Source organism: Bradyrhizobium sp. 1 (assembly GCF_023073315.1).
In the GTDB taxonomy this organism is placed as follows: Bacteria; Pseudomonadota; Alphaproteobacteria; order Rhizobiales; family Xanthobacteraceae; genus Bradyrhizobium.
Genome location: NZ_JADPJH010000002.1, coordinates 492667 through 514479, shown reverse-complemented (window position 1 = coordinate 514479; position 21813 = coordinate 492667). Strand labels below are relative to the sequence as shown.

The following is a 21813-nucleotide window of genomic DNA, read 5'->3' as shown; positions in this document are numbered from 1 at the left end:
CGAGATGGATTCCGTGAACGCGACCAGCCGCGAAGCTTTGGAATCGAAGGTCTTGGAGTCGAGCATTGCGTCGGCGACGCAAGGCGTCCTCGGCTTCCAGCAACCCGACGGCCATTGGGTGTTCGAGCTCGAGGCCGACTGCACGATTCCGGCCGAATACGTTCTGCTGCGTCATTATCTCGCCGAGCCCGTCGACACCGCGCTCGAAGCCAGGATCGCCAACTATCTGCGCCGCGTTCAGGGCGCCCATGGCGGCTGGCCGCTGGTGCATGACGGCGAGTTCGACATGAGCGCCAGCGTGAAGGCTTACTTCGCGCTGAAGATGATCGGCGACTCCACGGATGCCCCGCACATGGTGCGTGCGCGCGAAGCGATGCACGCACGCGGCGGTGCCATCAACAGCAACGTCTTCACCCGCTTCCTGCTTGCGATGTTCGGCGTGGTGACCTGGCGCGCGGTGCCGGTGCTGCCGATCGAGATCGTGCTGCTGCCGTTCTGGTCGCCGTTCCACATCAACAAGATTTCCTACTGGGCGCGCACCACCATGGTGCCGCTGATGGTGCTTGCCGCGCTGAAGCCGCGCGCGAAGAATCCGAAGGGCGTCGGCATCGACGAGCTGTTTCTCCAGGATCCGCGCTCGATCGGCATGACCGCGAAGGCGCCGCACCAGAGCATGGCCTGGTTCGTGCTGTTCCGCGCGCTCGACGGCATCTTGCGCGTGGTCGAGCCGATGTTTCCGAAGAGCCTGCGCAAGCGTGCGATCGACGCCGCGCTCGCCTTCACCGAGGAGCGGCTCAACGGCGAGGACGGCATGGGCGCGATCTATCCGCCGATGGCCAACATCGTCATGATGTACGACGCGCTCGGCAAGGACGAGAATTTCCCGCCGCGCGCGATCACGCGCCGGGGCATCGACAAGCTGCTCGTCATCAAGGACGACGAGGCCTACTGCCAGCCCTGCGTCTCGCCGGTGTGGGACACGACGCTGACGGCTCACGCGTTGCTGGAAGCCGGCGGCGACATAGCCGTGCCTGCGGCCAAGCAGGGCCTCGACTGGCTGATTCCGAAGCAGGAGCTCGCGGTGAAGGGCGACTGGGCGGTGAAACGGCCCGACGTGCGTCCGGGCGGCTGGGCCTTCCAGTACAACAACGCGCATTATCCCGATCTCGACGACACGGCCGTGGTGGTGATGTCGATGGACCGCATGCGCCGGGAGCACGGTGCGACCGGCTATGACGCGGCGATCGACCGTGGCCGGGAATGGATCGAGGGCATGCAGAGCGACGATGGCGGCTGGGCTGCCTTCGACGTCAACAATCTCGAATACTATCTGAACAACATCCCGTTCTCGGACCACGGCGCGCTGCTCGATCCCCCGACCGAGGACGTCACCGCCCGCTGCATCTCGATGCTGGCCCAGCTCGGCGAGACCGAGACAACCAGCAAGCATGTCGCCGACGGGGTCGCCTATCTCCGCAAGACCCAGCACCCGGAGGGGTCCTGGTACGGCCGCTGGGGCATGAATTTCATCTATGGAACCTGGTCGGTGCTGTGCGCCCTCAACATGGCCGGCGTCAGCCATAGCGACCCGATGATGCGCAAGGCGGCCGGCTGGCTGGCCTCGATCCAGAACCAGGACGGCGGCTGGGGCGAGGATGCCGTCAGCTACCGGCTCGACTACCGGGGATGGCAGGCCGCCCCCTCGACGGCCTCGCAAACGGCATGGGCCTTGCTTGCTCTGATGGCAGCAGGCGAGGTTGATCACCCGGCCGTCGCCCGCGGGGTGGAGTACCTGATTGCAACACAGAACAAAAAAGGACTGTGGGACGAGCAGCGGTACACCGCCACAGGCTTTCCTCGTGTATTCTACCTTCGATATCATGGTTACCCGAAGTTCTTTCCGCTGTGGGCATTGGCGCGGTATCGGAACTTGCGGAACACCAACAGCAGGGTGGTAGGGGTCGGAATGTGACTTTGGGGACGGGGGACTACCTTACCGCGGGCAATGCCATTGATCCGCGGCCGATCCTGATCGTGACCGGACTGGTTCAGGAGGCCCGCATCGCAGCCGGGCCCGGGATGGCGGTCATTTGTTCGTCGAGCAGCCCCACCCAGTTGCGGGCGCTTCTGACGGTGCTGGATCCCAATACGATTCGCGGCGTGATCTCGTTCGGCGTCGCCGGCGGGCTCGATCCGACGCTGCGCTCCGGCGACGTCGTGCTGGCGACCGAGGTGCTCTCGGGCGATACCCGCTGGGCGGCCGGCCTGTCGCTCGGCGACGACCTCATCGACCGCCTGACGTCCGGGCGCCGCCGCGTCGTGCGCGGCAGCCTCGCCGGCGCCGAGGAAGTGGTCACCGGGCGCTCCGGCAAGGCGGCGCTGCATTCGGAGACCGGCGCCTCCGCCGTCGACATGGAAAGCCACATCGCGGCCGCCTACGCCGCCGAGGCTGGCTTGCCGTTCGCCGCGGTCCGCGTCATCAGCGATCCCGCCCATCGCGCGCTGCCGGCGCTCGCCCGCGCCGCCATCAAGCCGAACGGCCAGATCGATCTCGCCGCCGTGCTTCGCGGCATCGTGCGCAATCCGACGACGCTGCATGCGCTGGTCTCGACCGGCATCGACTTCAACCGCGCGCTGCGCAGCCTGCGCGGCTGCCGCGACTATTTGATCGGCACCGAGCTCATCGAGAGCGAGGCCCTGGTCTCCAAGGCGGCCTGAGCGGGTTCTTCAAGCTGACAAAAGAAAAAGCCCGGTCGCCATTGGCGTCCGGGCTTTTTTTGTTCGTGGTCGCTGTTTGGCGCTTGCGCGGAATGACACTGCATTCAACTGACGCTGTCCGCTTTCCACGGAATGGCGCGGTGCTTAAATTATGCGCGACCACGGTCGCGCGCGGAGCCAGAAACCACTTGGCGAAACGGCGGTTAAGTGCACTGTCGTTCTCGACCGGGTGGCAGGCAGTCAACGCGCGCCATACACACACACTGAAAACTATCAGGTCTCAGAGCGGATGAGTATCCCACGGGTCGGTTGATGCGATTGCTCAGTTGCATCAATATCGTGGTCGATCGAACGAGCGGTGTTGGGAATGGTCGATCCGGAACTTTTGTCGCAGCTGATCGGCAATATCTACGACGCAGCACTCGACTCCAGATTGTGGGTAGGAGCTCTCGAGCAGGCGACGCAATTCATCGGCGGAACTGCGGCTGGAATTTACTGGAAGGACATCACCGTTCAGGGTGAGCTTCACTACGTTTACAATGTTGAACGGTCCAGCGTGGACGCGTATTTCAATAAATATATCCGCTTCGATCCGAGTTTGACGGCTCAATTCTTTTTCAAGGTTGGGGAGATTTACAACACAACCAACGTTTTGCCTTATGACGAGTTCGTCGAGACGACTTTCTACAAGGAGTGGGTCAAACCGAACGGGTGGGCCGATCATTTGGCTGCCACGCTCGACAAATCCGCAACGAGCTTCGCTCAGTTCGGAGTCTTCCGGAACGAGCGCCAAGGGCTTGCCGACGACGAGATGCGGCAGCGCATGCATCTGTTGGTTCCTCACGTGCGCCGCGCGGTGTTGATCGGGAATGTCATCGACCTTCAAAAGGAAAAAGCCGGAAGTCTATCGGATGCGCTCGACCGGCTCGACGCCGGCGTTCTTCTGTTGGACAAGCACTGTCATATTGCATTCACCAACATAGCCGCGCAGGCGCTGCTCGATGATGCGACGATCTTGCGAACCGTCAACAATGATTTGATCGCCGCGGACCCGCATGCGACGCAGCTATTGCGCAATGTCGTCGTCGCCGCCGCGAGCGGTGGCGATAATGCAGTCGGCGCGGATGGTGTTGCCATTCCGCTGTCTAGCAAGCTTGGCCAGAATTGGGTCGCTGATATCCTGCCGCTGACGTCGGGGGCGCGCCGCCAAGCCGGGGGCCTTCACTCTGCGGTCGCTGCCGTCTTCGTCCGAAAGGTATCAATGTCGGCGCCTTATCCGACCGAAGTGGCGGCACGACAATTCCAACTGACGCCGGGCGAAGCGCGGGTACTTGATGCGGTGCTGAAAGTCAGCGGAGTATCTGAAATAGCGGAGGTGCTTGGCATCAGCGAGGCCACCGTGAAAACTCATCTCCAAAACATCTTCGGAAAGACCGGCGTGCGCCGCCAGGCTGACTTGATCAAGCTTGTTGCGGCACATGCCAGTCCGTTTTCCGCGTAAGAGGACGAAACGTGTTGCGGCCACTAGTCGCGCTTTCCGAAGTCGACGGCAGCATGAATCTGGTGGATTGCGCGCCGGCATAGCGACACGGTCAGCAGCCCGTAGGATGGGTTGAACCCTTGCGAAACCCATCTCTCCACGCGGCGTGAAGGTGATCAGGCAACGCCACGATGGCATCGATCGTGAACGGATGGCGCTGGCGTGTCTCACGAAACGCCGCGCGCAACAGCTCGACATGGTCCGTGAGCAACGATAGTCTCCGTTCCACCAGATTGACGGTGAAGAAGAAGCATCCACCCGGAACGAAGTTGCGGCGGTACGCGGTCACGACGAACGTTACCACGAAGCAAGCGCGATGGGTTTCGCTAAGAGTTCAACCCATCCTACGGCTTTACAATTTCCGCGAGCAATACTAAGCCTACGTGCTGGTTCTTTTGCGGCAGCCAGCCAATGGAGCAGAGCAGACAATCCGGTTCAGGTGGCAAATGACCCTTCGAACACGGGCCCTCCTGTCCGCAATCTCAGTATTCCTAGTGGCTGTCGGATTTATGTACGCGTCCGCGCTAGCGCGTAGTCAGTCATACGCAATTGTGTTTGGCGCTCTCGCTTTCTTTTTTCTCATTCCGGGAGGTCTGTGGGTGAGAAGCATCTTTAGGTGTCCGGTTTGCGGAACATCCATATTTGAAAGAGAAGGTCTGCTGACTGCATTTTGGCCCGCGCGGACATGTGCAAAATGTCATGCCGATCTGGGGAATCGTTAGGAAACGCGGTGAACGGCGGCTTCGACCGTCTTGCCACCATCTACGATGCTCTGCGGCCGGGGGACAATGGCGATCGGAATTACGGTGGCAACCCGTAGGATGGGTTGAGCCCTTGCGAAACCCATCTCTTCCCGATCACCGCTCTCCATAATCGCAGCCATCATCCGACTGATCGCCCGCCCAGTCGGCTGGACAGTTGCCAAGTTCCACGTGACGATGAAACGAGGATGGCGCCCAGTCGCGTACCCGGTCGACCAGCCCGTGCTTGACCGGATTGATATGAACATAGTCGACATGCCCGGGCGAAATCGATTTCGTCGCGAATGGTGTGCTCCCAATATCTGCGTTGCCAGATGCCCCGTTCACCTTTGGCTGAACGACTTTGGGATATCCTTTCGTTTCGCGCCAGACCGCGCGAAAAGGTGGACTTGATCAACTGCCAGCGCAGTGCAAAATCTGCGTCGCCTTCGGGCATCGTCCATACGGTGTGAAGGTGATCAGGCAACATCACGATGGCATCGATCGTGAGCGGATGACGCTGGCGTGTCCCACGAAACGCCGCGCGCAACAGCTCGACATGTTTCGCCAGCAACGATAGCTTCCGCTCCGCCAGATTGACGGTGAAGAAGAAGCATCCACCCGGAACGAAGTTGCGGCGGTACGCGGTCACGACGAACGTTACCACGAAGCAAGCGCGATGGGTTTCGCAAGAGCTCAACCCATCCTACGGGCTACTGGCCAACCGATCAATCCAGCCACGGGAGGAACAGGTACTCAAGGCGAGACGCACGTACCTCTACCGCCCACACCGACTCCAGGTCGGGAGTAACAAGGCATTCCGATGACAACTCTCTCGCAAATCGACTTGGAAAACTTACAAGCTGACTCAACTAGCCTCGTGACTTCGACCTTCGTCGGAGTTCTGGTGGGCTTTGGTTCAATGATATTGCACTTTTCCAATGGTTCGTCGGTGCTCGTGCAGTGTGTATTCGAGGTATTTGGCGGTAAGGTCCCGCGGTCCGGTCACGGGCAGTCACCGGAAACTTCTGTGATCCTCTTTGAGTATTTCAACGAACACGTTGTCAGTGTTAGCGTCGACATGGTCGGTCGGATGACCTTTGACTTTGCCGCAGAAAGAGGGTTTCGAATAATTCCAGGTGGTTCAGGACTCGAGTCATATGTGCTGCGAACTCCGCGGGGGGTATTTCCGGTTTATTGAAACTGGTATTACGGTGACAGTGCTGGACTGCACCCTCAAGTGAGACACGGTAATTGCAGTGACAGACATTTCGGGGAGGGCCCGTGGTAGCACGAGAAGGCCGTCGGTTTCCGCCAGCTTTCAAATTCAAGGCGATCGGATTTCGGAAAGTGGGGAGCCGACCGCGTCGCTTATGGCGACTAGCCGGTAGCGATTTCCAGAAGGGCCATGATGGCATAGTGCCACTGTTTTGCCCGACGCGTCAAATCAAATTCGCAAAAAACGAAGTTCACGCTTGCCTGCGATTTAGCTCAACCCGACGACGTGTCTCGGATTTCGGTGCAACACTGCGGAAACGCCGGCCATTGCCCGTTTGCCGCTGATTTGCTCGACGCGGCAATGGCTTGAGCTAGTGGACATTGTGCCTTTCGGCCGTCGCGTTTCTACTGTGCATGGGGTTGTTTTCCATTTTTCTGTCGGAGAGCGGTCCGGCCCAGCAAGGAGCGCAGCCCGCGCATCGACCGCGCTCTTCCTCTGGCACTTGAGCTGAACAAAAGAAAAGGCCCGGTCGCCATCAGCGATCGGGCCTTTTTCGTTCGTAGTGGCTTACGTGCTTACGCGGCGGTCGAGGCCTTCCGCGCCGCCTTCTCCTGCGCGGCGGCGGCCTCGTCCTTGCGGATCTCCGACAGGCGCTTCTGCACCTCCGCCGAGAAGATGTACTGCGCCGGGCGCTGCTTGGTCATGTCGATCTCGGGCGCCATCGGGCCCGTGGTCCTGATGCCGCGCAGCGACACCCACATCGCCTTCAACGGGTTGTTGATGGCTGCGGTCGCCGCCGTCGGCTCGTAGCCGCAATGGGCCATGCAGTCGGCGCACTTCTCGTACTTGCCGGTGCCGTAGGTTTCCCAGTCGGTGGTGTCCATCAGCTCCTTGAAGGTTTTTGCGTAGCCTTCACCGAGCAGGTAGCAGGGCTTCTGCCAACCGAAGATGTTGCGCGCGGGCATGCCCCATGGCGTGCACTCGTATTCCTGGTTGCCGGCGAGGAAGTCGAGGAACAGGCCGGAATGCATGAAATTCCACTTCTTGCCCTTGCCCATCGCAAAGACGTCGCGGAACAGCTTCTTGGTCTTGGTGCGGTTGAGGAAGTGCTCCTGGTCCGGCGCGCGCTCATAGGCGTAACCCGGCGACATCGAGACGCCGACACCGAGCTCGACGGTGAGGTCGAGGAATTTTGCGATCTCTTCGGCCGGGTGGCCGTCGAAGATGGTGGCGTTGACGTTGACGGTGAAGCCGCGCGCCTTGGCCGCCTTGATCGCGGAGACGGCGCGGTCGAACACGCCCTTCTGCGACACCGCCTTGTCGTGATGCTCCTTCAGGCCGTCCAGATGCACCGAGAAGAACAAATAGGGCGAGGGCGTGAACAGATCGAGCTTCTTCTCGAGCAGCAGGGCGTTGGTGCAGAGCGAGACGAACTTCTTGCGCGCGACGAGGCCGCGCACGATCTCGCCGATTTCCTTGTGGATCAGCGGCTCGCCGCCGGGGATCGCGACCATCGGCGCGCCGCACTCGTCGGCCGCGTCCCAGCACTCCTGTGCGGTCATGCGGCGGTTGAGGATCGCGTCCGGATAATCGATCTTGCCGCAGCCGACGCAGGCGAGGTTGCAGCGGAACAGCGGCTCCAGCATCAGCACGAGCGGATAGCGTTTGCGGCCAAGCAGCTTCTGCTTGATCAAATAGCCGCCGATACGCATTTCCTTGAAGAAGGGGATAGCCATTACATAGTTTCTTTCTGGGCTTGGAATTCGGGTGGGTCAGCTCGCAGCCAAGAGGGCCGGAAGCCTGAATTCAATGTCTCGGGCGCCGAGGCGCCGGCCGTGGCGCCGACGGTCCTGGCATCTTTCAACCACTCCGGATTGAGCTTGCCGTCGGCAATCAAATAACGCGCGACGCCGGCCTCAGTGCCGATTTCGCGGAGCCGGTTCGAGTTCGAGCTATTGGCAGCGCCCACCACCAAGATCACGTCGACCAGCTTGCTCAAGTCCCTTACCGCAGATTGGTTGCCCTGTGTCGCATAGCAGATATCCCGGATATCCGGACCTTGAACATCTGTAAAGCGGGCCTGTAGGGCCGAAATGATATCCTTTGTGTCGTCCGCCGACAGAGTGGTCTCGGTGATGTAGGCCACTGGCGTATCTCCCAGCAGTTTCTGGGCGTTAACCCCTTCAACGCTCTGGACCAGCACGACGGGGGCGGGAACCTGGGCCATCATGCCCCCGACCTCGGGGTGGCGTTTCCCCTGATTGTGAACTTTCGTGACCGCACGGCGCACGTCAGCGGGCGTGCCGTACATGTCCAGCGCCCGTTCCACGATCTCGATCGTGCGCACCACGCCCGCGCAGAAGCCGCGCGGCTGCGCTGGAGAAACTTCCATCGGACGCCCATCACGCAAGTTGCACCAATCCGCTTCTGAAGTCCCCGGCGGCACCCCGATACTGACCAATGAGTTGCAATAACCGCACCATCGATCTCTCGCACGCGGTAACTGCCCACCCCAACTGGGCCCGCCGCATGGAGGCACAGCAATTTGTGTCAAAAAATCGGCAAAAAGGAAAGGCCGGATGAGCGTGGGTTCCCCGTCGCCTCAGTCCTGCGGTACTATGGTATCGAAACTGCTGTGGGCAAAATGACGACATTTGTGCTCACCCCCTTCGCCACTTTCCCGCCTCAACTCGCTGGCTATACCGACCGCCCCGCAAGGATTTTTTCTTGGCCGCCCGCCGTTTACCTCGAACCTTGTTCCGGCGGGTGCCACTCAAAACAGCAATAGGTTTCGCCCGGGAACTCCGATAAACAGCGGGCGTTTTCGGCAAGCTGTTCACACAGAAAGAAAAGAAGTGCTGCAAAGCATAGTTGTTGCCATCGTCAGGGCCTGCACCCGGTTTGCCTCCCTCGTCGTCGTTCTCGGGCTCCTGCTGTCGGTGGGGGCCGGCTATTACACGTCGCAGCACTTCGCCATCAACACCGACATCAACTCGCTGATTGCCCAGAATCTGGACTGGCGCCAGCGTGACCAGCAATTCGACCGGGCCTTCGACCGCGACGCGACGATCATTGCGGTCGTCGAAGCCAAGACGCCGGAGATGGCGACCGCGGCGGCGGACGCGCTGTTTGCAAAGCTGAAGGACGACAAGACCGATTTCCAGTCGATGCAGCAGCTCGGCACCGGCGAGTTCTTCGAGAAGAACGGCCTGCTTTTCCTGCCAACTGACGAGGTCGCCAAGACCACCAGCCAGTTCGAATCCGCAGCGCCCCTGATCGAGATCATGGCAGGCGACCCTTCGATCCGCGGCCTGACCGGCGCGCTGGAGACGGGGCTTGCCGGTGTCAAGCGTGGCCAGGTCAAGCTCGACAACACCGAGCGTCCGTTCAACATGATCGCGCAGACGGTCGAGACCGTGCTCAACAAGGGCAATGCGAGCTTCTCCTGGCGCGAGCTCGTCAGCGATGAGCCGCTGACTGATGCCGACAAGCGCGCCTTCATCGAGTTCAAGCCGATCCTCGACTACAACGCGCTGGAGCCCGGCAAGGGCGCCACCGACGCGATCCGCAAGGCCGCAGTGGATCTGGATTTTGCGACCAAGTACCAGGCGCGGGTGCGGCTGACCGGTCCGGTCCCGATCGCCAACGAGGAATACGCCACCGTCCAGGAAGGCGCCGTCGTCAACGGCATCGGCACCGTCCTCGTCGTGCTACTGATCCTGTGGATGGCACTGCATTCGTCGAAGATCATCTTCGCGGTATTCATCAATCTTTTCGTCGGCCTTGCGCTGACGACCGCTGCCGGCCTGATGATGGTGGGCTCGTTCAATTTGCTGTCGATCGCGTTCGCCGTGCTGTTCGTCGGCCTCGGCGTCGATTTCGGTATCCAGTACAGCGTCCGCTACCGCTCGGAGCGCTACAAGCACGACGATCTCGCCGGCGCGCTGGTGCTTGCCGCAAAGCGCTCCGCGGTGCCGCTGTCGCTGGCGGCAATGGCGACCGCCGCCGGCTTCCTCTGTTTCCTGCCGACCGACTACAAGGGCATCTCCGAACTCGGCCAGATCGCCGGCGTCGGCATGCTGGTGGCGTTCCTCTCCAGCATCACCGTACTGCCCGCGATGTTGAAGCTGTTGAATCCGCCCGGCGAGATGGAGCCGGTCGGTTATGCCTTCCTTGCGCCGCTCGATGAGTTCCTTGAGAAGCACCGTGTGCTGGTTGTGGGCGGCACTTTGCTGCTGGCGATTGCGGGCCTGCCGCTGCTCTACTTCCTGAAATTCGATTTCAACCCGATGAACCTGCGCAACCCGAAGGCCGAATCAATCGCGACCTTCCTCGATCTGCGCAAGGATCCCAACACCGGTGCCAATGCCATCAACGTGATGACGACGTCGGAGGAGCAGGCGAGGGCGGTCGAGGCGAAGCTCGAGAAGGTGCCCGAAGTGCTGCGGGTGATGTCGCTCAACAGCTTCGTGCCGGAGGATCAGGCGCCAAAGCTGAAGCTGATCGCGCAGGGTGCCAAGGTGCTGAACCCCGCGCTCAATCCCGACCAGGTCGACGCAGCGCCGACGGACAAGGAAAATGTCGAGGCGTTGAAATCCTCGGTCGACAATTTGCGCCGGACCTCCGGTGACGCGAAGGGCCCAGGCGCTATCGCCTCTCGCCGGCTGGCGGACGCGTTAGAAAAGCTCGCCAATGGCGACGAGGCCACGCGCAACAAGGCCCAGGATGTGTTCGTCGCGCCGCTGAAGATCGTGTTCGACCAGCTCAGGAACGCGATGCAGGCAGGTCCCGTCACCCTGAACTCACTGCCTCCGGACCTCGTCAACGCTTGGAAGAGCAAGGACGGCATCATCCGCGTCGAGGCGCAGCCGAAGGGCGATCCCAACGACAACGACACGCTGCGCAAATTTGCAGCCGCTGTGCTCAATGCCGAGCCGACCGCGATCGGCGGGCCGGTCTCGATCCTGAAATCCGGCGATACCGTGGTGAATGCGTTCATCCACGCCGGCATCTATGCACTGCTGGTGATCAGCCTGTTGCTGTGGCTCGCGCTGCGGCGGTTCATCGACGTGCTGATGACGCTGGTGCCGCTGCTGGTGGCCGGTGCGGTGACGCTCGAGATCTGCGTGCTGATCGGCCTGCCGCTCAACTTCGCCAACATCGTCGCGTTTCCGCTGCTGCTCGGCATCGGCGTCGCCTTCAAGATCTATTATGTCGTGGCCTGGCGTTCGGGCAGGACAAACCTGCTTCAGACCAGCCTGACACGCGCGATCTTTTTCAGCGCGCTGACGACGGCAACGGCGTTCGGCAGCCTCTGGCTGTCGAGCCATCCTGGAACGTCCAGCATGGGCAAGCTGCTCGCCCTCTCGCTGGTGACGACGCTTGCCGCCGTGCTGCTGTTTCAGCCGGCCCTAATGGGCAAACCCCGCAATCTCAGGGATTAGGCAGATGTCGCCGACGGGGTCGGCGACGCCCTTCTGGCCGGGCTTGGCGGCGGCAGTCTTCGGGGCTGCTGCTGCGGGCGCAGGTGGTGTGGCACCCGTCGTGCCGGCTGGGCCTTGTTGGGCTGCTTGGGTCCCTTGGGCTTTCGGCGCCGCGCCGGCGGGCTTTGTCGCGCCCTTGGCCATGGCGTTGGCGGGGCTCAAGGGGATTGGCGGGCCAACCCGGGTCCAGGTCTCGCCGCCGCAAAGAAATCCCATCACGCAGCCCTTGATCTCGAGCTGGTCGGTGCCGGTGGGTGTGATGGTCGCGCTGTAGGTCTGGCCGTCCTGTGCATTATAGACCTGCCCTTCCCACTGATCGGCGCCGGGCTTCTTCTTCATGTCGATCAGGGTCGGCATGGCCAGCGTCGGCCTGTTCTTTTTCGAGACATCCGGGTTGTTCTCGTCGCGGCCGCCCGGCTGTTTTTCCCAGGAAACGGCGCCCCACATGCTGCCGTTGCACTGGGCGACACGGATATTGGCGACGCCGTCGGCGACCCGCCAGTCGCCGGTGGGATCGGCGGCGAGCGCAGGGTTCAGGCCGGTGTAACCGCCAGCCAGTATTATTCCGGTGTAAATGGCCAAACGCATGAGTGTTCCTTGGCAGTGCAACATGGTTTAAAAGCTGTGCTTGCGAAGATGGTCCGAAAAAGGGCAAAAGGCCGCACAGACCGTTTTCCGTAACGGTCCGTTTTCAGTTGACGAAACGGTCCTCAATCGAAGTATGTAGCGGATGCACAGCCCAAATCCAGACATGTCTGAGCTATTCGCGGACCGTCAGGCCCAGCGCAGCGCCCTGCATAATCGGTATCTGAACGAGCAATTCGTTCGGGTGCTGAAGACCATCGGCTACGATGTCGGCTTCCAGAAGGGGCAGGGGCAGTACCTCTACGACCGCGACGGCGCGCGCTATCTCGACCTGCTGTCCGGCTTTGGCGTGTTTGCGATCGGGCGCAATCATCCGGTCATGCGCGAGGCGCTCAAGAGCGTGCTCGATGCCGACCTGCCCAATCTCGTCCAGTTCGACGTCTCGGTGCTTGCCGGCGTGCTCGCCGAGCGGCTGCTGAAATACGTCCCCTATCTCGACAAGGTGTTCTTCGCCAATTCCGGCGCCGAATGCGTCGAGGCCGCCATCAAGTTCGCGCGCGGTGCTACGGGGCGTCCCGGCATCGTCTATTGCGCCCACGGCTATCACGGCCTGACCTACGGCGCGCTGTCGCTGACCGGTGATTCGAACTTCCGCACCGGCTTCGAGCCGCTGCTGCCGGGCTGCACCTCGATTCCGTTCAACGATCTGGCCGCGCTCGAAAAGGCGCTGGCCTCGCGCGAGGTGGCTGCCTTCGTCGTCGAGCCGATCCAGGGCAAGGGCGTCAACATGCCGACCGACGAGTTCCTGCCGGGTGCTGCCGCGCTTTGCAAGAAATACGGCACGCTGTTCGTGGCCGACGAGATCCAGACCGGCATGGGCCGCACCGGCCGCTTCCTCGCGGTCGAGCACTGGAACGTCGAGCCCGACATGGTGCTGCTGTCGAAGTCGCTGTCGGGCGGCCATGTGCCGGTCGGCGCGGTGCTGACGCGCAAGGGCATCTTCGACAAGATCTTTAATCAGATGGACCGCGCCGTGGTGCACGGTTCGACCTTCTCCAAGAACGATCTGGCGATGGCTGCTGGTATCGCCACGCTCGACGTCATGGAGTCCGAGAAGTTGATCGAGTCCGCGGCCAAGCGCGGCGCCGAGCTGCGGCTGGCGCTGACGCGCATGGTGCCCGGCTACGAGCTGCTGAAGGAAGTGCGCGGCAAAGGCCTGATGATCGGCGTCGAGTTCGGCCCGCCGAAGTCGCTGCGCCTGCGCGCCTCCTGGAACGTGCTGGAGGCCGCCAACAAGGGCCTGTTCTGCCAGCTCATCACCGTGCCGCTGTTCAAGGATCACAAGATCCTCACGCAAGTCGCCGGTCACGGCAGCCACACCATCAAGCTGCTGCCGCCGCTCACCATCACTGAGGAAGATTGCGGCTGGATCGAGAAGGCGTTCGACGACGTGATCGCCGGCAGCCACAAGGTCCCCGGCGCGATCTGGTCGCTCGGCAAGACGCTGGTGGACAACGCGGTGCGGCGATCGGCGTAAGGCCGATCGCTCAGGCCGCTTTAGGTTGTTCACAGTCTCGATGTCGCAGACGTCGGTGGTACTGCACGGCCATGCGGAGGCCAATCCCATCAGCCTCAGTGGTCGAAAACCGCATTGAACAGCGACAGGACGTCGCCGTCCTTCTCGATCGCGAGAATGGCGCGGCGCTGTGTCGCGTACATCATTGGAATGTCCATCCAGGCTCTGCTCCTGATCAGAAGCGAATTGTTGGACGCGTCCTGCGGGACAGCGGAGAGGCCGATCAGGAAATGCGTGTCGTCGACCTTCACCGCGAGTGCGGCAATGGGAATGCCCTTGGCCTGCTCGTTTGCCTTCATCAGAAGGCCCATGACCTGCTTGATCCTGCCGGCGGCGAAATCAGGCGCGACCTCGACCTGTATGGTGTGACTGGCGGGCAAGGTGGAATCGAAATTGCGTCGGATGAATAGCGTCAAGCGCAGGTTTCGCTCGGGCACCTCGACGTCGCCGCGTATCGTGACGTCGCCAGGCGGCGCGGCGGCATCGCTCGTCGGTTCGATCCGCCAACTGACCTGTCCCTCCGAGCGATCGCTCTTCGCGTTGGCCGGGTCTTCCTCGTAGAGGACAGTCCGCATCGTGACTGCGTCTGTGTCGCGGGCTGCGGCCGGCCCCGGCACGGCTATCGTCCAGACAAACGCTGCGGCAAGAAAAAGAACACGCTTCATGGCGCTGAATTAGCAGCGCCTCTCCATTTCTGCAATTAAAAGTTGCTTTTGACGAGGAGGTGCTACCCCATCTCATCAGCACTACCTACCATAGTTCCAGGCGTGGAGAATGCCCAGGGTCACCAGACCGGCGATCCCCGCGAGGACGGCGAGACCTGCAAACCACACCCATTGTTTTCGGTCTTTCAACGCCAGCAACGCGGCGCAGCCGACAGCGAACATCGACGGCAGGGTCGTACAGAGAATCAGTGTGGGAAGCATTGTGGTCCTCCTTGATGACGGCTCCACTCTGCCGTGCTGCGCTCAGGAGGACCGTGAGTCCCGTCACCATTGAACGGTCAATTGGTCGAGGGGCGGGCGAAGCTACCCCTCCACATTTGCCTTCATCGCCGCCTCGAACTTGTCCACGAACTCGGCGAGTTCGTCGGCGCCGATATCGCTGACGGCCCAGAAGTTCAGGCCGCGCTCGCCCCAGCGGCGGCAATTGAAGCCCTGCATGGTCTGGGTCTTCGGCGGGCGGTGCTCGGTGCTCGATGTCTGCGACACGAACAAATTGATGACGTGCTGCCTGCGCTTGTAGACGACTGCGCCGATGGCGCGCGCGTCGATATAGTCGAGCCGGCCGCCGACCAGCGTAAAGCCCTGCGCGGTGAGATCGATCACGGGCGGGGCGACGTCGAGCTTGCCGTTGAACCATGGCTTGACGGTGTGCTGGTCGGTCGAGACCACGTCGATGAGATGGCCGGCCTGGAGCGAGCGCAGATGGGCGGAGACGACCTCCGACAGGATGCGCTGCTGGTCGTCCTGTCGCAACACCACGGCAACGACACCGGAGGCGGCGAGCGCGGAGACAGCCGAGCCCATCGCAAAACCGCGCAGCACGGAGCGGCGGGTCGGTTGCTGGCGCTGTGGTTGCGGCAGCGACGCTTCGATCCGGTTCCGCAGGCTTGCGGGCGCGGTGTAACGCAGATTGGTGTCGGCGAGCACGCGCTGCATCTCGCGCTGTGCGGCAAACTCCGCGGCGCAATCCGGGCAGCCGGCGATATGGGCTTCGACCTCGCGCGCGTGGCCGGCATCCAGCTCGTTGTCGAGCAGCGCGTGAAGCAGGATCTTTGCTTCGTCGCAGGTCATCTTGCTTGCTCCTCTTCCGCCGTCCAGGCCGCGCGCAGCATGGCGCGGGCGCGGGCGAGGCGGGACATCACGGTGCCGACGGGCACGCCGGCGGCCTCGGCGATTTCACGATAGGACAGGTTGTTTATCTCCCGCAGCACGAATGTTTCCTTGAACGGTTCGGCCAGCGCGTCGATCAGCTTGCGGATGGCGCCGGCATCGCGGCTGCGCAGCACTTCGGCCTCCGGGCTCGCCTCGCTCTCCTGCCATATCGGCGTCTGCTCGGCGGCGCCGGGCGTATCCTCGATCGCGCTGTGTTTGTGGGCGCGACGTGCATATTCGGCATTGCAGACGTTACGCAGGATCGCGAACAGCCAGGGCTTCATCGCCGGCCCGCGATAGCTGCCGAAATGCTTCAGCGCGCGCAGATAGCACTCCTGCACCGCGTCCTCGGCATCGGAGGCGTCGCGCAGCAGATAGCGCGCAAGCGTGTAGACGTCGTCGAGATAGGGCAGCGCCGCCTCGCGGAAGCGCTGCGCCTTCTGCAAATCGTCGTTGGCGGGCATCGCTCCTCGCTTTGCCTCTTGTTCTGCGCGTTGCGCCGTTTCGTCCAGGTTCGTTTGGTCGGCGTGTGTGACCGAAGGCACACGAGCCCGGCCGGCGTGGGACCACCGGCCGGGCAAGACGTTGATGCCTTGGTTGGAGACGTTACTCAACCTTGATCATCCCCGTCATGTGCGGGTGCAACGAACAAAAATATTTGTAGTCGCCCGCATTGGTGAAGGTGAACGTGAACTTGTCGTCGGTATCCAGGGTTTTGGATCTGAACTTGCCGGCCGACACCACGGTATGAGGGATGTCGTCCCGGTTGGTCCAGCTCACGGTGGTGCCGACCTTGATCGTGAGTTCGGCCGGCTGGAAAACGAAATTGTCGATATGGACTTCCATGTCGTCGGCACGGGCAGTTGTCGCGGGCAACAGGACGGCCGCGGCCAAAGCGAGACCGAGGTCGACACCGAAGTCGCGGCGATTGAGTGTCTTCATTGTCAGCTTCCGTTCAGCCTTGCATCAACCTTGGATCGGCGTGTCGATGATCGCGAGCCGCTGCTCGTTCTGCTTGAAGTTGATGCTGGCAACGCCGAGCATGGAGCGGAGTTTTGCGTCCTCGACCTTCATCGGTCCGGGCGAGAGGGCGGCCCCCGGCGCCGGTTGCGGGAAGGCGGTCGAGCGCGCGGTGTGGAAGGTGACGTTGCCCTCGACCTTCTGCATCACCTGGTGGATGTGACCGTTCAGCACGGTAACCGAGCCAAAGCCCTTGACATATTCCAGCGCGCGGCCGCCATCCTCGGTGCCCCAGCCCCATTCGGGATAGACGGTCCAGAGCGGAATGTGGGCGAACAGCACGACCGGCGTCGATTTCGACTTGCCGCGCAGATCGTCCTCCAGCCAGGCGAGCTGCTCGGCGCCGAGGTTGCCAAGGCCGCCTGCCTTGAGGTCGACGACGTTGACGAGGCCGATGAAGTGCACGCCGCCGGCGTCGAACGAATACCAGCCCGCGCCCTTGGTGCCGCGGCCGTAGCGCTCGCGATAGAACTTCACTTCTTCGTCGAGGAAGTCATGCTCGCCGGGCACGTAGTGCACGTCGAGCTTGCTTTGCGAGATGATGCGATCGGCATTGTCGAACTCGGCGGCCTTCGACAGATGGGTGATGTCGCCGGTGTGGATCATGAATGACGGCTTGGCCGGCATCGCGTTGATCTTGTTGACGGCTTCCTCCAGCGTGCCGAGCGCGTTGGGATTGGCCGGCTTGTCGAAGCCGACATGGCTGTCGCTGATCTGGAGGAAGGTCATGCCGGGCGCGGCCGGGGTCGCCGCTTGCGCGGAATCGATGATGCCGAGCGAGCGCGGCACGCCGCCCGTGATGGTCCAGAGCACCCCGGTGCCGGCCCAGGTCATGCATTCCAGCACCTTGCGGCGGCTGACGCCGTCGTCCCCGTGATCGTGTCCGCTCATCGCACGTCTCCACTTCGCCCTGAATTGGGCTTCGGGGAGGTGATCGGGGGAGGGGGGGACTTATTCCCGGTTGGGATGACGTTTTCGTGAGGTGGTGCCGTGTCCCGGACGCGGTGCAATGCGTAGCATTGCTGCGCAGAGCCGGGACCCAGAAGGCCGCACGGCACGTGGTGAGATGGGCCCCGGCTCAGCAGCGCATCACTTCGTGCTGCGCTGCGTCCGGGGCACGAGACTTATTCTGCGAAATCTCGCACGGCCTCGACCACGCGCGCCGGCACTTCCTGCGCCACGCAGTGCCCGGCGTCCTCAAAGACCATCGTGCTGACGCGCGGAATCAGCGACACGGCGCGTCGCGCCATCTCCTTGTAGATCGGCCCCGATTTGGCGGCGGTCGTGACGCGCACGGGACAGTCGATCTCGGCGAGCGAGGCGAAGGAATTACCGCGGGCATCGCCGGCATAGACCTGCTCCATCGCCTCGTAGATCGGACGTAGGATCGCCGACTCGATCTCGGGCGTGCAGCAGAGCCGCACCCGGCCATCGTCGAGCGGCGCGAAGCCGTGACGCACATAGGCCCGGAGCGAGATCTCGGTCCAATCCGCAAACGCCGGCGCGGCGCGATAGCGCTCGAACACGGCGTCAGCACTGTCGAACTCGGCGCGCCGGCGCAGCGTCCCTTGCACGAGGGACAAGGATACCTCGCTCAATCCTCCGGAGCGCGCCGCACGCGGGTCCATCACGGTCGGCTCCATCACGAAGAGACGTGTGAAATATCCGGGCCGTAGTTTCGCCGCGAGTAGGAGGTCGGTTGCACCCGCACTGTGGCCGATGCCGTAGACGCCGCGCAGCCCGAGCGCATCGATCACCCGGCAGACGTCCTCGGCATAATCGAGAAAATGATAGGCGCCGGGCTTGTGGCTGGCGCCGTGGCCGCGGCGATCGAGCGCGTAGACGGTATAGGTCGAGGCGAGATCGCGCGCGACCTCGTCCCAGACATCGGCAACGAAACCGGTGCCGTGCACGAGCAGGGCGGGCGGCTTCCCGCTCCCGCCCCATTGCAACATGGCGATCTCCGCGCCGGCGGGGCCGATTGAAAAGCGGTGCGGGTTGATCATGGTGGCGGGATGCTACTTCGCATCCTCCAAAATCATCGTCGCGCCTTTCTCGGCGATCATCGCCGTTGGCGTGTTGGTGTTGCCCGACGTTATCGTCGGCATGATCGAGGCATCGACGATGCGCAAGCCTTCGAGGCCGTAGAAGCGCAGGCGTTCGTCGACCACCGCCATCGGATCGCTCGCCGCGCCCATCTTGGCGGTGCCGACGGGATGGAAGATGGTGGTGCCGATATCGCCGGCGGCCTTCGCGAGCGAGGCATCATCGTCGCCGACGGTAGGGCCGGGCAAATATTCGCTCGGGCGATATTTTGCGAGCGCCTTCTGCTGCATCAGGCGGCGGGTAGTACGGATGGCGTCGGCGCCGACCTGACGGTCGTCGTCGGTCGAGAGGTAATTCGGCGCGATGATCGGCTTCTCGTCGGGCGTTGCCGAGCGCAGCCGCACCGTGCCGCGCGAGGTCGGCTGGAGATTGCAGGCGCTTACCGTGATCGCGGGGAAGCGGTGCAGGGGATCGCCGAACTTGTCGAGCGACAGCGGCTGCACGTGGAACTGGATGTTGGCGCGTGCACGTGTCGCATCCGAGCGCGTAAAGATGCCGAGCTGCGACGGCGCCATGGTCAAGGGACCGCGGCGGCGGAACGCGTAATCGAGCCCCATCAGGCCGCGGCGGAACAGATTGTAATAGGTCTCGTTCAGGGTGCGCACGCCCTCGACCTTGTAGATCGCACGCTGCTGGAGATGGTCCTGCAGATTGCGCCCGATGCCGGGCTTGTCCATCACGATATCGATGCCGAGCGGCGACAGCCAGTCGGCCGGACCAATGCCGGAGCGATGCAGCACCTGCACCGAGCCGATCGAGCCCGCCGAGAGGATCACTTCGCGCTTGGCGCGCGCCTCGATGATCTCGCCGTTCTGGATGAAGCGCACGCCGACGGCGCGGCCCTGCTCGATGATGAGACGGTCGACCAGCACGCTCTTTTCGAGCCGCAAATTGGGGCGGTTCAGCGCGGGCTTGAGAAAGCCGCGCGCCGACGACCAGCGCCGGCCGCGCTTCTGGTTGACGTGAAAGTAGCTGGTGCCTTCGTTGTCGCCGGTGTTGAAATCCGCAATGCGCTTGATCCCCATCTCCTCGGCGGCATCGCCAACGGCATCGAGCACGTCCCACGACAGCCGCGGCGCCTCGATGCGCCAGCCGCCGCCTGTGCCGTGATGCTCGCCCGCGCCGAGGAAGTGATCCTCGAGCCGCTTGAACAGCGGCAGCACATCGTCATAGGCCCAGCCGGTCATGCCGAGCTGGCGCCAATGGTCGTAATCGGCGGCTTGGCCCCGCATCGAGATCATGGCGTTGATCGCCGAAGAGCCGCCGATCACCTTGCCACGGGGATAGGCGAGTGCGCGCCCGTTCAGGCCCGGCTCGGCCTCGGTCTTGAACATCCAGTCCGAGCGTGGATTGCCGATCGCGAAGAGATAGCCGACGGGGATGTGGAACCAGATCCAGTTGTCGTCGCCACCGGCTTCGAGGATGAGGACGCGATTGCCTGATACGGCCGAGAGCCGGTTGGCGATGATGCAGCCGGCGGTGCCGGCTCCGACGACAATGTAGTCAAACTCACCTTCGAGCCGCCTTGGCATTCTGCTTCCACCCGGATGGTCACTTGACGTTCCGTCCTAATAGGCAGACGCGGCCGATCGGGACAAGCCCGGCCATGCCGGGCGGGCAGGGCCAGGCCCCGATGTCAGGCAGTTGGGTGGACTGGCGCTTGCATGGTAGACAGTCCTGTATTTTCAACAAAGCTCGAGACCCTCAATGCCCATCGTGAACCGCGTCGCCGACCTTCAACCCGATATTCAGGCCTGGCGCCGGGACATCCATGAGCATCCCGAGCTTCTCTACGACGTCCACCGCACCGCAGCATTCGTCGCGGACCGGCTGCGCGAGTTCGGCTGCGATGAGGTCGTGACCGGCCTCGGCCAGACCGGCGTGGTCGGCGTGATCAAGGGCAACAAACCGGCGGGCGAGGGCCTCAAGGTGATCGGCCTGCGCGCCGACATGGACGCGCTGCCGATCGACGAGCAGACCAACCTGCCTTACGCCTCCAAGACGCCGGGCAAGATGCACGCCTGCGGCCATGACGGCCATACCGCGATGTTGCTTGGCGCCGCGCGCTATCTCGCCGAGACCCGTAACTTCGCCGGCGATGCCGTGGTGATCTTCCAGCCGGCCGAGGAAGGCGGGGCCGGCGGCTTGGCCATGGTCAAGGACGGCATGATGGAGCGCTTCGGCATCGAGCAGGTCTACGGCATGCACAATGGCCCCGGCATTCCGGTCGGCTCGTTCGCGATCCGGCCGGGTCCGATCATGGCGGCGACCGACGAGGTCGACATCATGATCGAAGGTCTCGGCGGCCACGCCGCGCGTCCGCACAAATGCATCGATTCCGTGCTGGTGGGCGCACAGGTGATCACGGCGTTGCAGTCGATCGTCGCGCGCAGCGTCGATCCCCTGGAATCGGCAGTGATCTCGATCTGCGAATTCCACGCCGGCAACGCCCGCAACGTCATTCCGCAGACGGCGACGCTGAAGGGCACCATCCGCACGCTGTCGCCGGAGGTGCGCAAGCTGGTCGAGAAGCGCGTGCACGAGGTGGTGGCGGGCGTGGCGCAGATCACCGGCGCCAAGATCGATTTGCACTACAAGCGCAACTATCCCGTCGTGAACAACCACGCCGCGGAGACGGAAGTCGCGCGGCGTATCGCGAAGCAAGTCGCGGGCGATGCCAATGTGCACGAGATGCCGCCGCTGATGGGCGGCGAGGATTTCGCCTACATGCTGGAAGCGCGCCCCGGCGCCTTCATCTTCTGCGGTAACGGCGACAGCGCCGGCCTGCATCACCCCGCCTACAATTTTGACGACAAGGCGATCGTGTTCGGCACGTCTTATTGGGTCAAGCTGGTCGAGGAATCGCTCGCGGCGTCGTGAGGGCCGAACTCGAAGCGCAAATGAAAAGGGCCCGTGCATCGCACGGACCCTTTTGTCTTGGCGGGATCT

The 21813-nt window shown here is 62.8% G+C and carries 17 protein-coding genes and 2 pseudogenes; 6 read left to right on the top strand and 13 right to left on the bottom strand.

What is annotated here, in order from left to right; translation table 11 throughout:
- The first annotated feature begins 4 nt into the window (after positions 1-4).
- The 3 genes from shc (at position 5) to IVB29_RS02270 (ending at position 4219) form a co-directional block, all read left to right on the top strand.
- On the top strand, positions 5-1972 hold the full coding sequence (shc, locus tag IVB29_RS02280) for a squalene--hopene cyclase (RefSeq protein ID WP_247501760.1): 1968 nt from the start codon (positions 5-7) through the stop codon (positions 1970-1972).
- Positions 1969-2718: a phosphorylase gene (locus IVB29_RS02275; protein ID WP_247501759.1), complete on the top strand. Its 750-nt coding sequence runs from the start codon at positions 1969-1971 to the stop codon at positions 2716-2718. The genes shc and IVB29_RS02275 overlap by 4 nt, the downstream gene beginning before the upstream one ends.
- 367 nt (positions 2719-3085) lie before the next feature.
- Positions 3086-4219 (top strand): helix-turn-helix transcriptional regulator, encoded by a 1134-nt coding sequence (locus IVB29_RS02270; protein ID WP_247501758.1) that lies wholly within the window; start codon positions 3086-3088, stop codon positions 4217-4219.
- A gap of 142 nt (positions 4220-4361) precedes the next feature.
- Here the strand turns inward: IVB29_RS02270 and IVB29_RS02265 are convergent.
- From IVB29_RS02265 to IVB29_RS02250, 4 genes and pseudogenes are all read right to left on the bottom strand, one after another.
- Positions 4362-4547: pseudogene (locus IVB29_RS02265) on the bottom strand (transposase); the annotation flags it as partial.
- 568 nt (positions 4548-5115) lie between these two features.
- Positions 5116-5650: pseudogene (locus IVB29_RS02260) on the bottom strand (transposase).
- A 1142-nt stretch (positions 5651-6792) separates the two neighbouring features.
- Positions 6793-7953: an adenosyl-hopene transferase HpnH gene (hpnH, locus tag IVB29_RS02255; RefSeq protein WP_247501757.1), complete on the bottom strand. Its 1161-nt coding sequence runs from the start codon at positions 7951-7953 to the stop codon at positions 6793-6795.
- The gene (locus tag IVB29_RS02250) at positions 7953-8609 is read right to left on the bottom strand and encodes a hypothetical protein (RefSeq protein WP_247501756.1); all 657 of its coding nucleotides are present in this window, start codon (positions 8607-8609) and stop codon (positions 7953-7955) included. The genes hpnH and IVB29_RS02250 overlap by 1 nt, the downstream gene beginning before the upstream one ends.
- Before the next feature lie 463 nt (positions 8610-9072).
- On the opposite strand from IVB29_RS02250, the gene IVB29_RS02245 reads away from it, so the two are divergent.
- On the top strand, positions 9073-11661 hold the full coding sequence (locus IVB29_RS02245) for an MMPL family transporter (protein ID WP_247501755.1): 2589 nt from the start codon (positions 9073-9075) through the stop codon (positions 11659-11661).
- Here IVB29_RS02245 and IVB29_RS02240 read toward each other — a convergent pair.
- Entirely contained in the window at positions 11629-12288 is a 660-nt protein-coding gene (locus IVB29_RS02240) for a DUF2147 domain-containing protein (RefSeq protein WP_247501754.1), read from the bottom strand. The two genes, IVB29_RS02245 and IVB29_RS02240, sit on opposite strands and share 33 nt — an antisense overlap.
- A 142-nt stretch (positions 12289-12430) precedes the next feature.
- Between IVB29_RS02240 and hpnO the strand changes: the two genes are divergently transcribed.
- Positions 12431-13822 (top strand): aminobacteriohopanetriol synthase HpnO, encoded by a 1392-nt coding sequence (gene hpnO, locus IVB29_RS02235; protein WP_247501753.1) that lies wholly within the window; start codon positions 12431-12433, stop codon positions 13820-13822.
- A 95-nt stretch (positions 13823-13917) separates the two neighbouring features.
- On the opposite strand, the gene IVB29_RS02230 is transcribed toward hpnO, so the two are convergent.
- The 8 genes from IVB29_RS02230 to IVB29_RS02195 all read right to left on the bottom strand — a co-directional run bounded on the left by IVB29_RS02230 (position 13918) and on the right by IVB29_RS02195 (position 20396).
- Positions 13918-14436, bottom strand: a complete 519-nt coding sequence (locus tag IVB29_RS02230; RefSeq protein WP_247501752.1) for a hypothetical protein — start codon at positions 14434-14436, stop codon at positions 13918-13920.
- A 171-nt stretch (positions 14437-14607) separates the two neighbouring features.
- Positions 14608-14787, bottom strand: coding sequence for a hypothetical protein (locus tag IVB29_RS02225; protein WP_247501751.1), 180 nt, complete (start codon positions 14785-14787; stop codon positions 14608-14610).
- A gap of 102 nt (positions 14788-14889) precedes the next feature.
- Positions 14890-15657, bottom strand: a complete 768-nt coding sequence (locus IVB29_RS02220) for an anti-sigma factor (RefSeq protein ID WP_247501750.1) — start codon at positions 15655-15657, stop codon at positions 14890-14892.
- Complete coding sequence (locus IVB29_RS02215) at positions 15654-16202, bottom strand: sigma-70 family RNA polymerase sigma factor (RefSeq protein WP_247501749.1); 549 nt, start codon at positions 16200-16202, stop codon at positions 15654-15656. The genes IVB29_RS02220 and IVB29_RS02215 overlap by 4 nt, the downstream gene beginning before the upstream one ends.
- 142 nt (positions 16203-16344) lie before the next feature.
- Positions 16345-16680: a cupredoxin family copper-binding protein gene (locus tag IVB29_RS02210; protein ID WP_247501748.1), complete on the bottom strand. Its 336-nt coding sequence runs from the start codon at positions 16678-16680 to the stop codon at positions 16345-16347.
- A 24-nt stretch (positions 16681-16704) separates the two neighbouring features.
- Positions 16705-17649 carry a metallophosphoesterase gene (locus IVB29_RS02205; protein ID WP_247501747.1) on the bottom strand — a complete coding sequence of 315 codons (945 nt, stop codon included), beginning with the start codon at positions 17647-17649 and terminating at the stop codon, positions 16705-16707.
- 233 nt (positions 17650-17882) lie between these two features.
- Positions 17883-18764 carry an alpha/beta hydrolase gene (locus IVB29_RS02200; protein ID WP_247501746.1) on the bottom strand — a complete coding sequence of 294 codons (882 nt, stop codon included), beginning with the start codon at positions 18762-18764 and terminating at the stop codon, positions 17883-17885.
- A gap of 12 nt (positions 18765-18776) precedes the next feature.
- A complete protein-coding gene (locus tag IVB29_RS02195; protein ID WP_247501745.1) occupies positions 18777-20396 on the bottom strand; it encodes a GMC family oxidoreductase N-terminal domain-containing protein in 1620 nt (539 codons plus the stop codon).
- 175 nt (positions 20397-20571) lie between these two features.
- Here IVB29_RS02195 and IVB29_RS02190 point away from each other — a divergent pair, with 175 nt between their 5' ends.
- The gene (locus IVB29_RS02190) at positions 20572-21744 is read left to right on the top strand and encodes a M20 aminoacylase family protein (RefSeq protein ID WP_247501744.1); all 1173 of its coding nucleotides are present in this window, start codon (positions 20572-20574) and stop codon (positions 21742-21744) included.
- Positions 21745-21813 lie beyond the last annotated feature (69 nt).

Coding starts and splice junctions, on each gene's coding strand:
- shc (WP_247501760.1), top strand. CDS start 5: ATGGATTCCGTGAACGCGACCAGCCGCGAAGCTTTGGAATCGAAGGTC.
- IVB29_RS02270 (WP_247501758.1), top strand. CDS start 3,086: ATGGTCGATCCGGAACTTTTGTCGCAGCTGATCGGCAATATCTACGAC.
- hpnH (WP_247501757.1), bottom strand. CDS start 7,953: ATGGCTATCCCCTTCTTCAAGGAAATGCGTATCGGCGGCTATTTGATC.
- IVB29_RS02250 (WP_247501756.1), bottom strand. CDS start 8,609: ATGGAAGTTTCTCCAGCGCAGCCGCGCGGCTTCTGCGCGGGCGTGGTG.
- IVB29_RS02240 (WP_247501754.1), bottom strand. CDS start 12,288: ATGCGTTTGGCCATTTACACCGGAATAATACTGGCTGGCGGTTACACC.
- hpnO (WP_247501753.1), top strand. CDS start 12,431: ATGCACAGCCCAAATCCAGACATGTCTGAGCTATTCGCGGACCGTCAG.
- IVB29_RS02230 (WP_247501752.1), bottom strand. CDS start 14,436: ATGCGGACTGTCCTCTACGAGGAAGACCCGGCCAACGCGAAGAGCGAT.
- IVB29_RS02225 (WP_247501751.1), bottom strand. CDS start 14,787: ATGCTTCCCACACTGATTCTCTGTACGACCCTGCCGTCGATGTTCGCT.
- IVB29_RS02220 (WP_247501750.1), bottom strand. CDS start 15,657: ATGACCTGCGACGAAGCAAAGATCCTGCTTCACGCGCTGCTCGACAAC.
- IVB29_RS02215 (WP_247501749.1), bottom strand. CDS start 16,202: ATGCCCGCCAACGACGATTTGCAGAAGGCGCAGCGCTTCCGCGAGGCG.
- IVB29_RS02210 (WP_247501748.1), bottom strand. CDS start 16,680: ATGAAGACACTCAATCGCCGCGACTTCGGTGTCGACCTCGGTCTCGCT.
- IVB29_RS02205 (WP_247501747.1), bottom strand. CDS start 17,649: ATGAGCGGACACGATCACGGGGACGACGGCGTCAGCCGCCGCAAGGTG.
- IVB29_RS02200 (WP_247501746.1), bottom strand. CDS start 18,764: ATGATCAACCCGCACCGCTTTTCAATCGGCCCCGCCGGCGCGGAGATC.
- IVB29_RS02195 (WP_247501745.1), bottom strand. CDS start 20,396: ATGCCAAGGCGGCTCGAAGGTGAGTTTGACTACATTGTCGTCGGAGCC.
- IVB29_RS02190 (WP_247501744.1), top strand. CDS start 20,572: ATGCCCATCGTGAACCGCGTCGCCGACCTTCAACCCGATATTCAGGCC.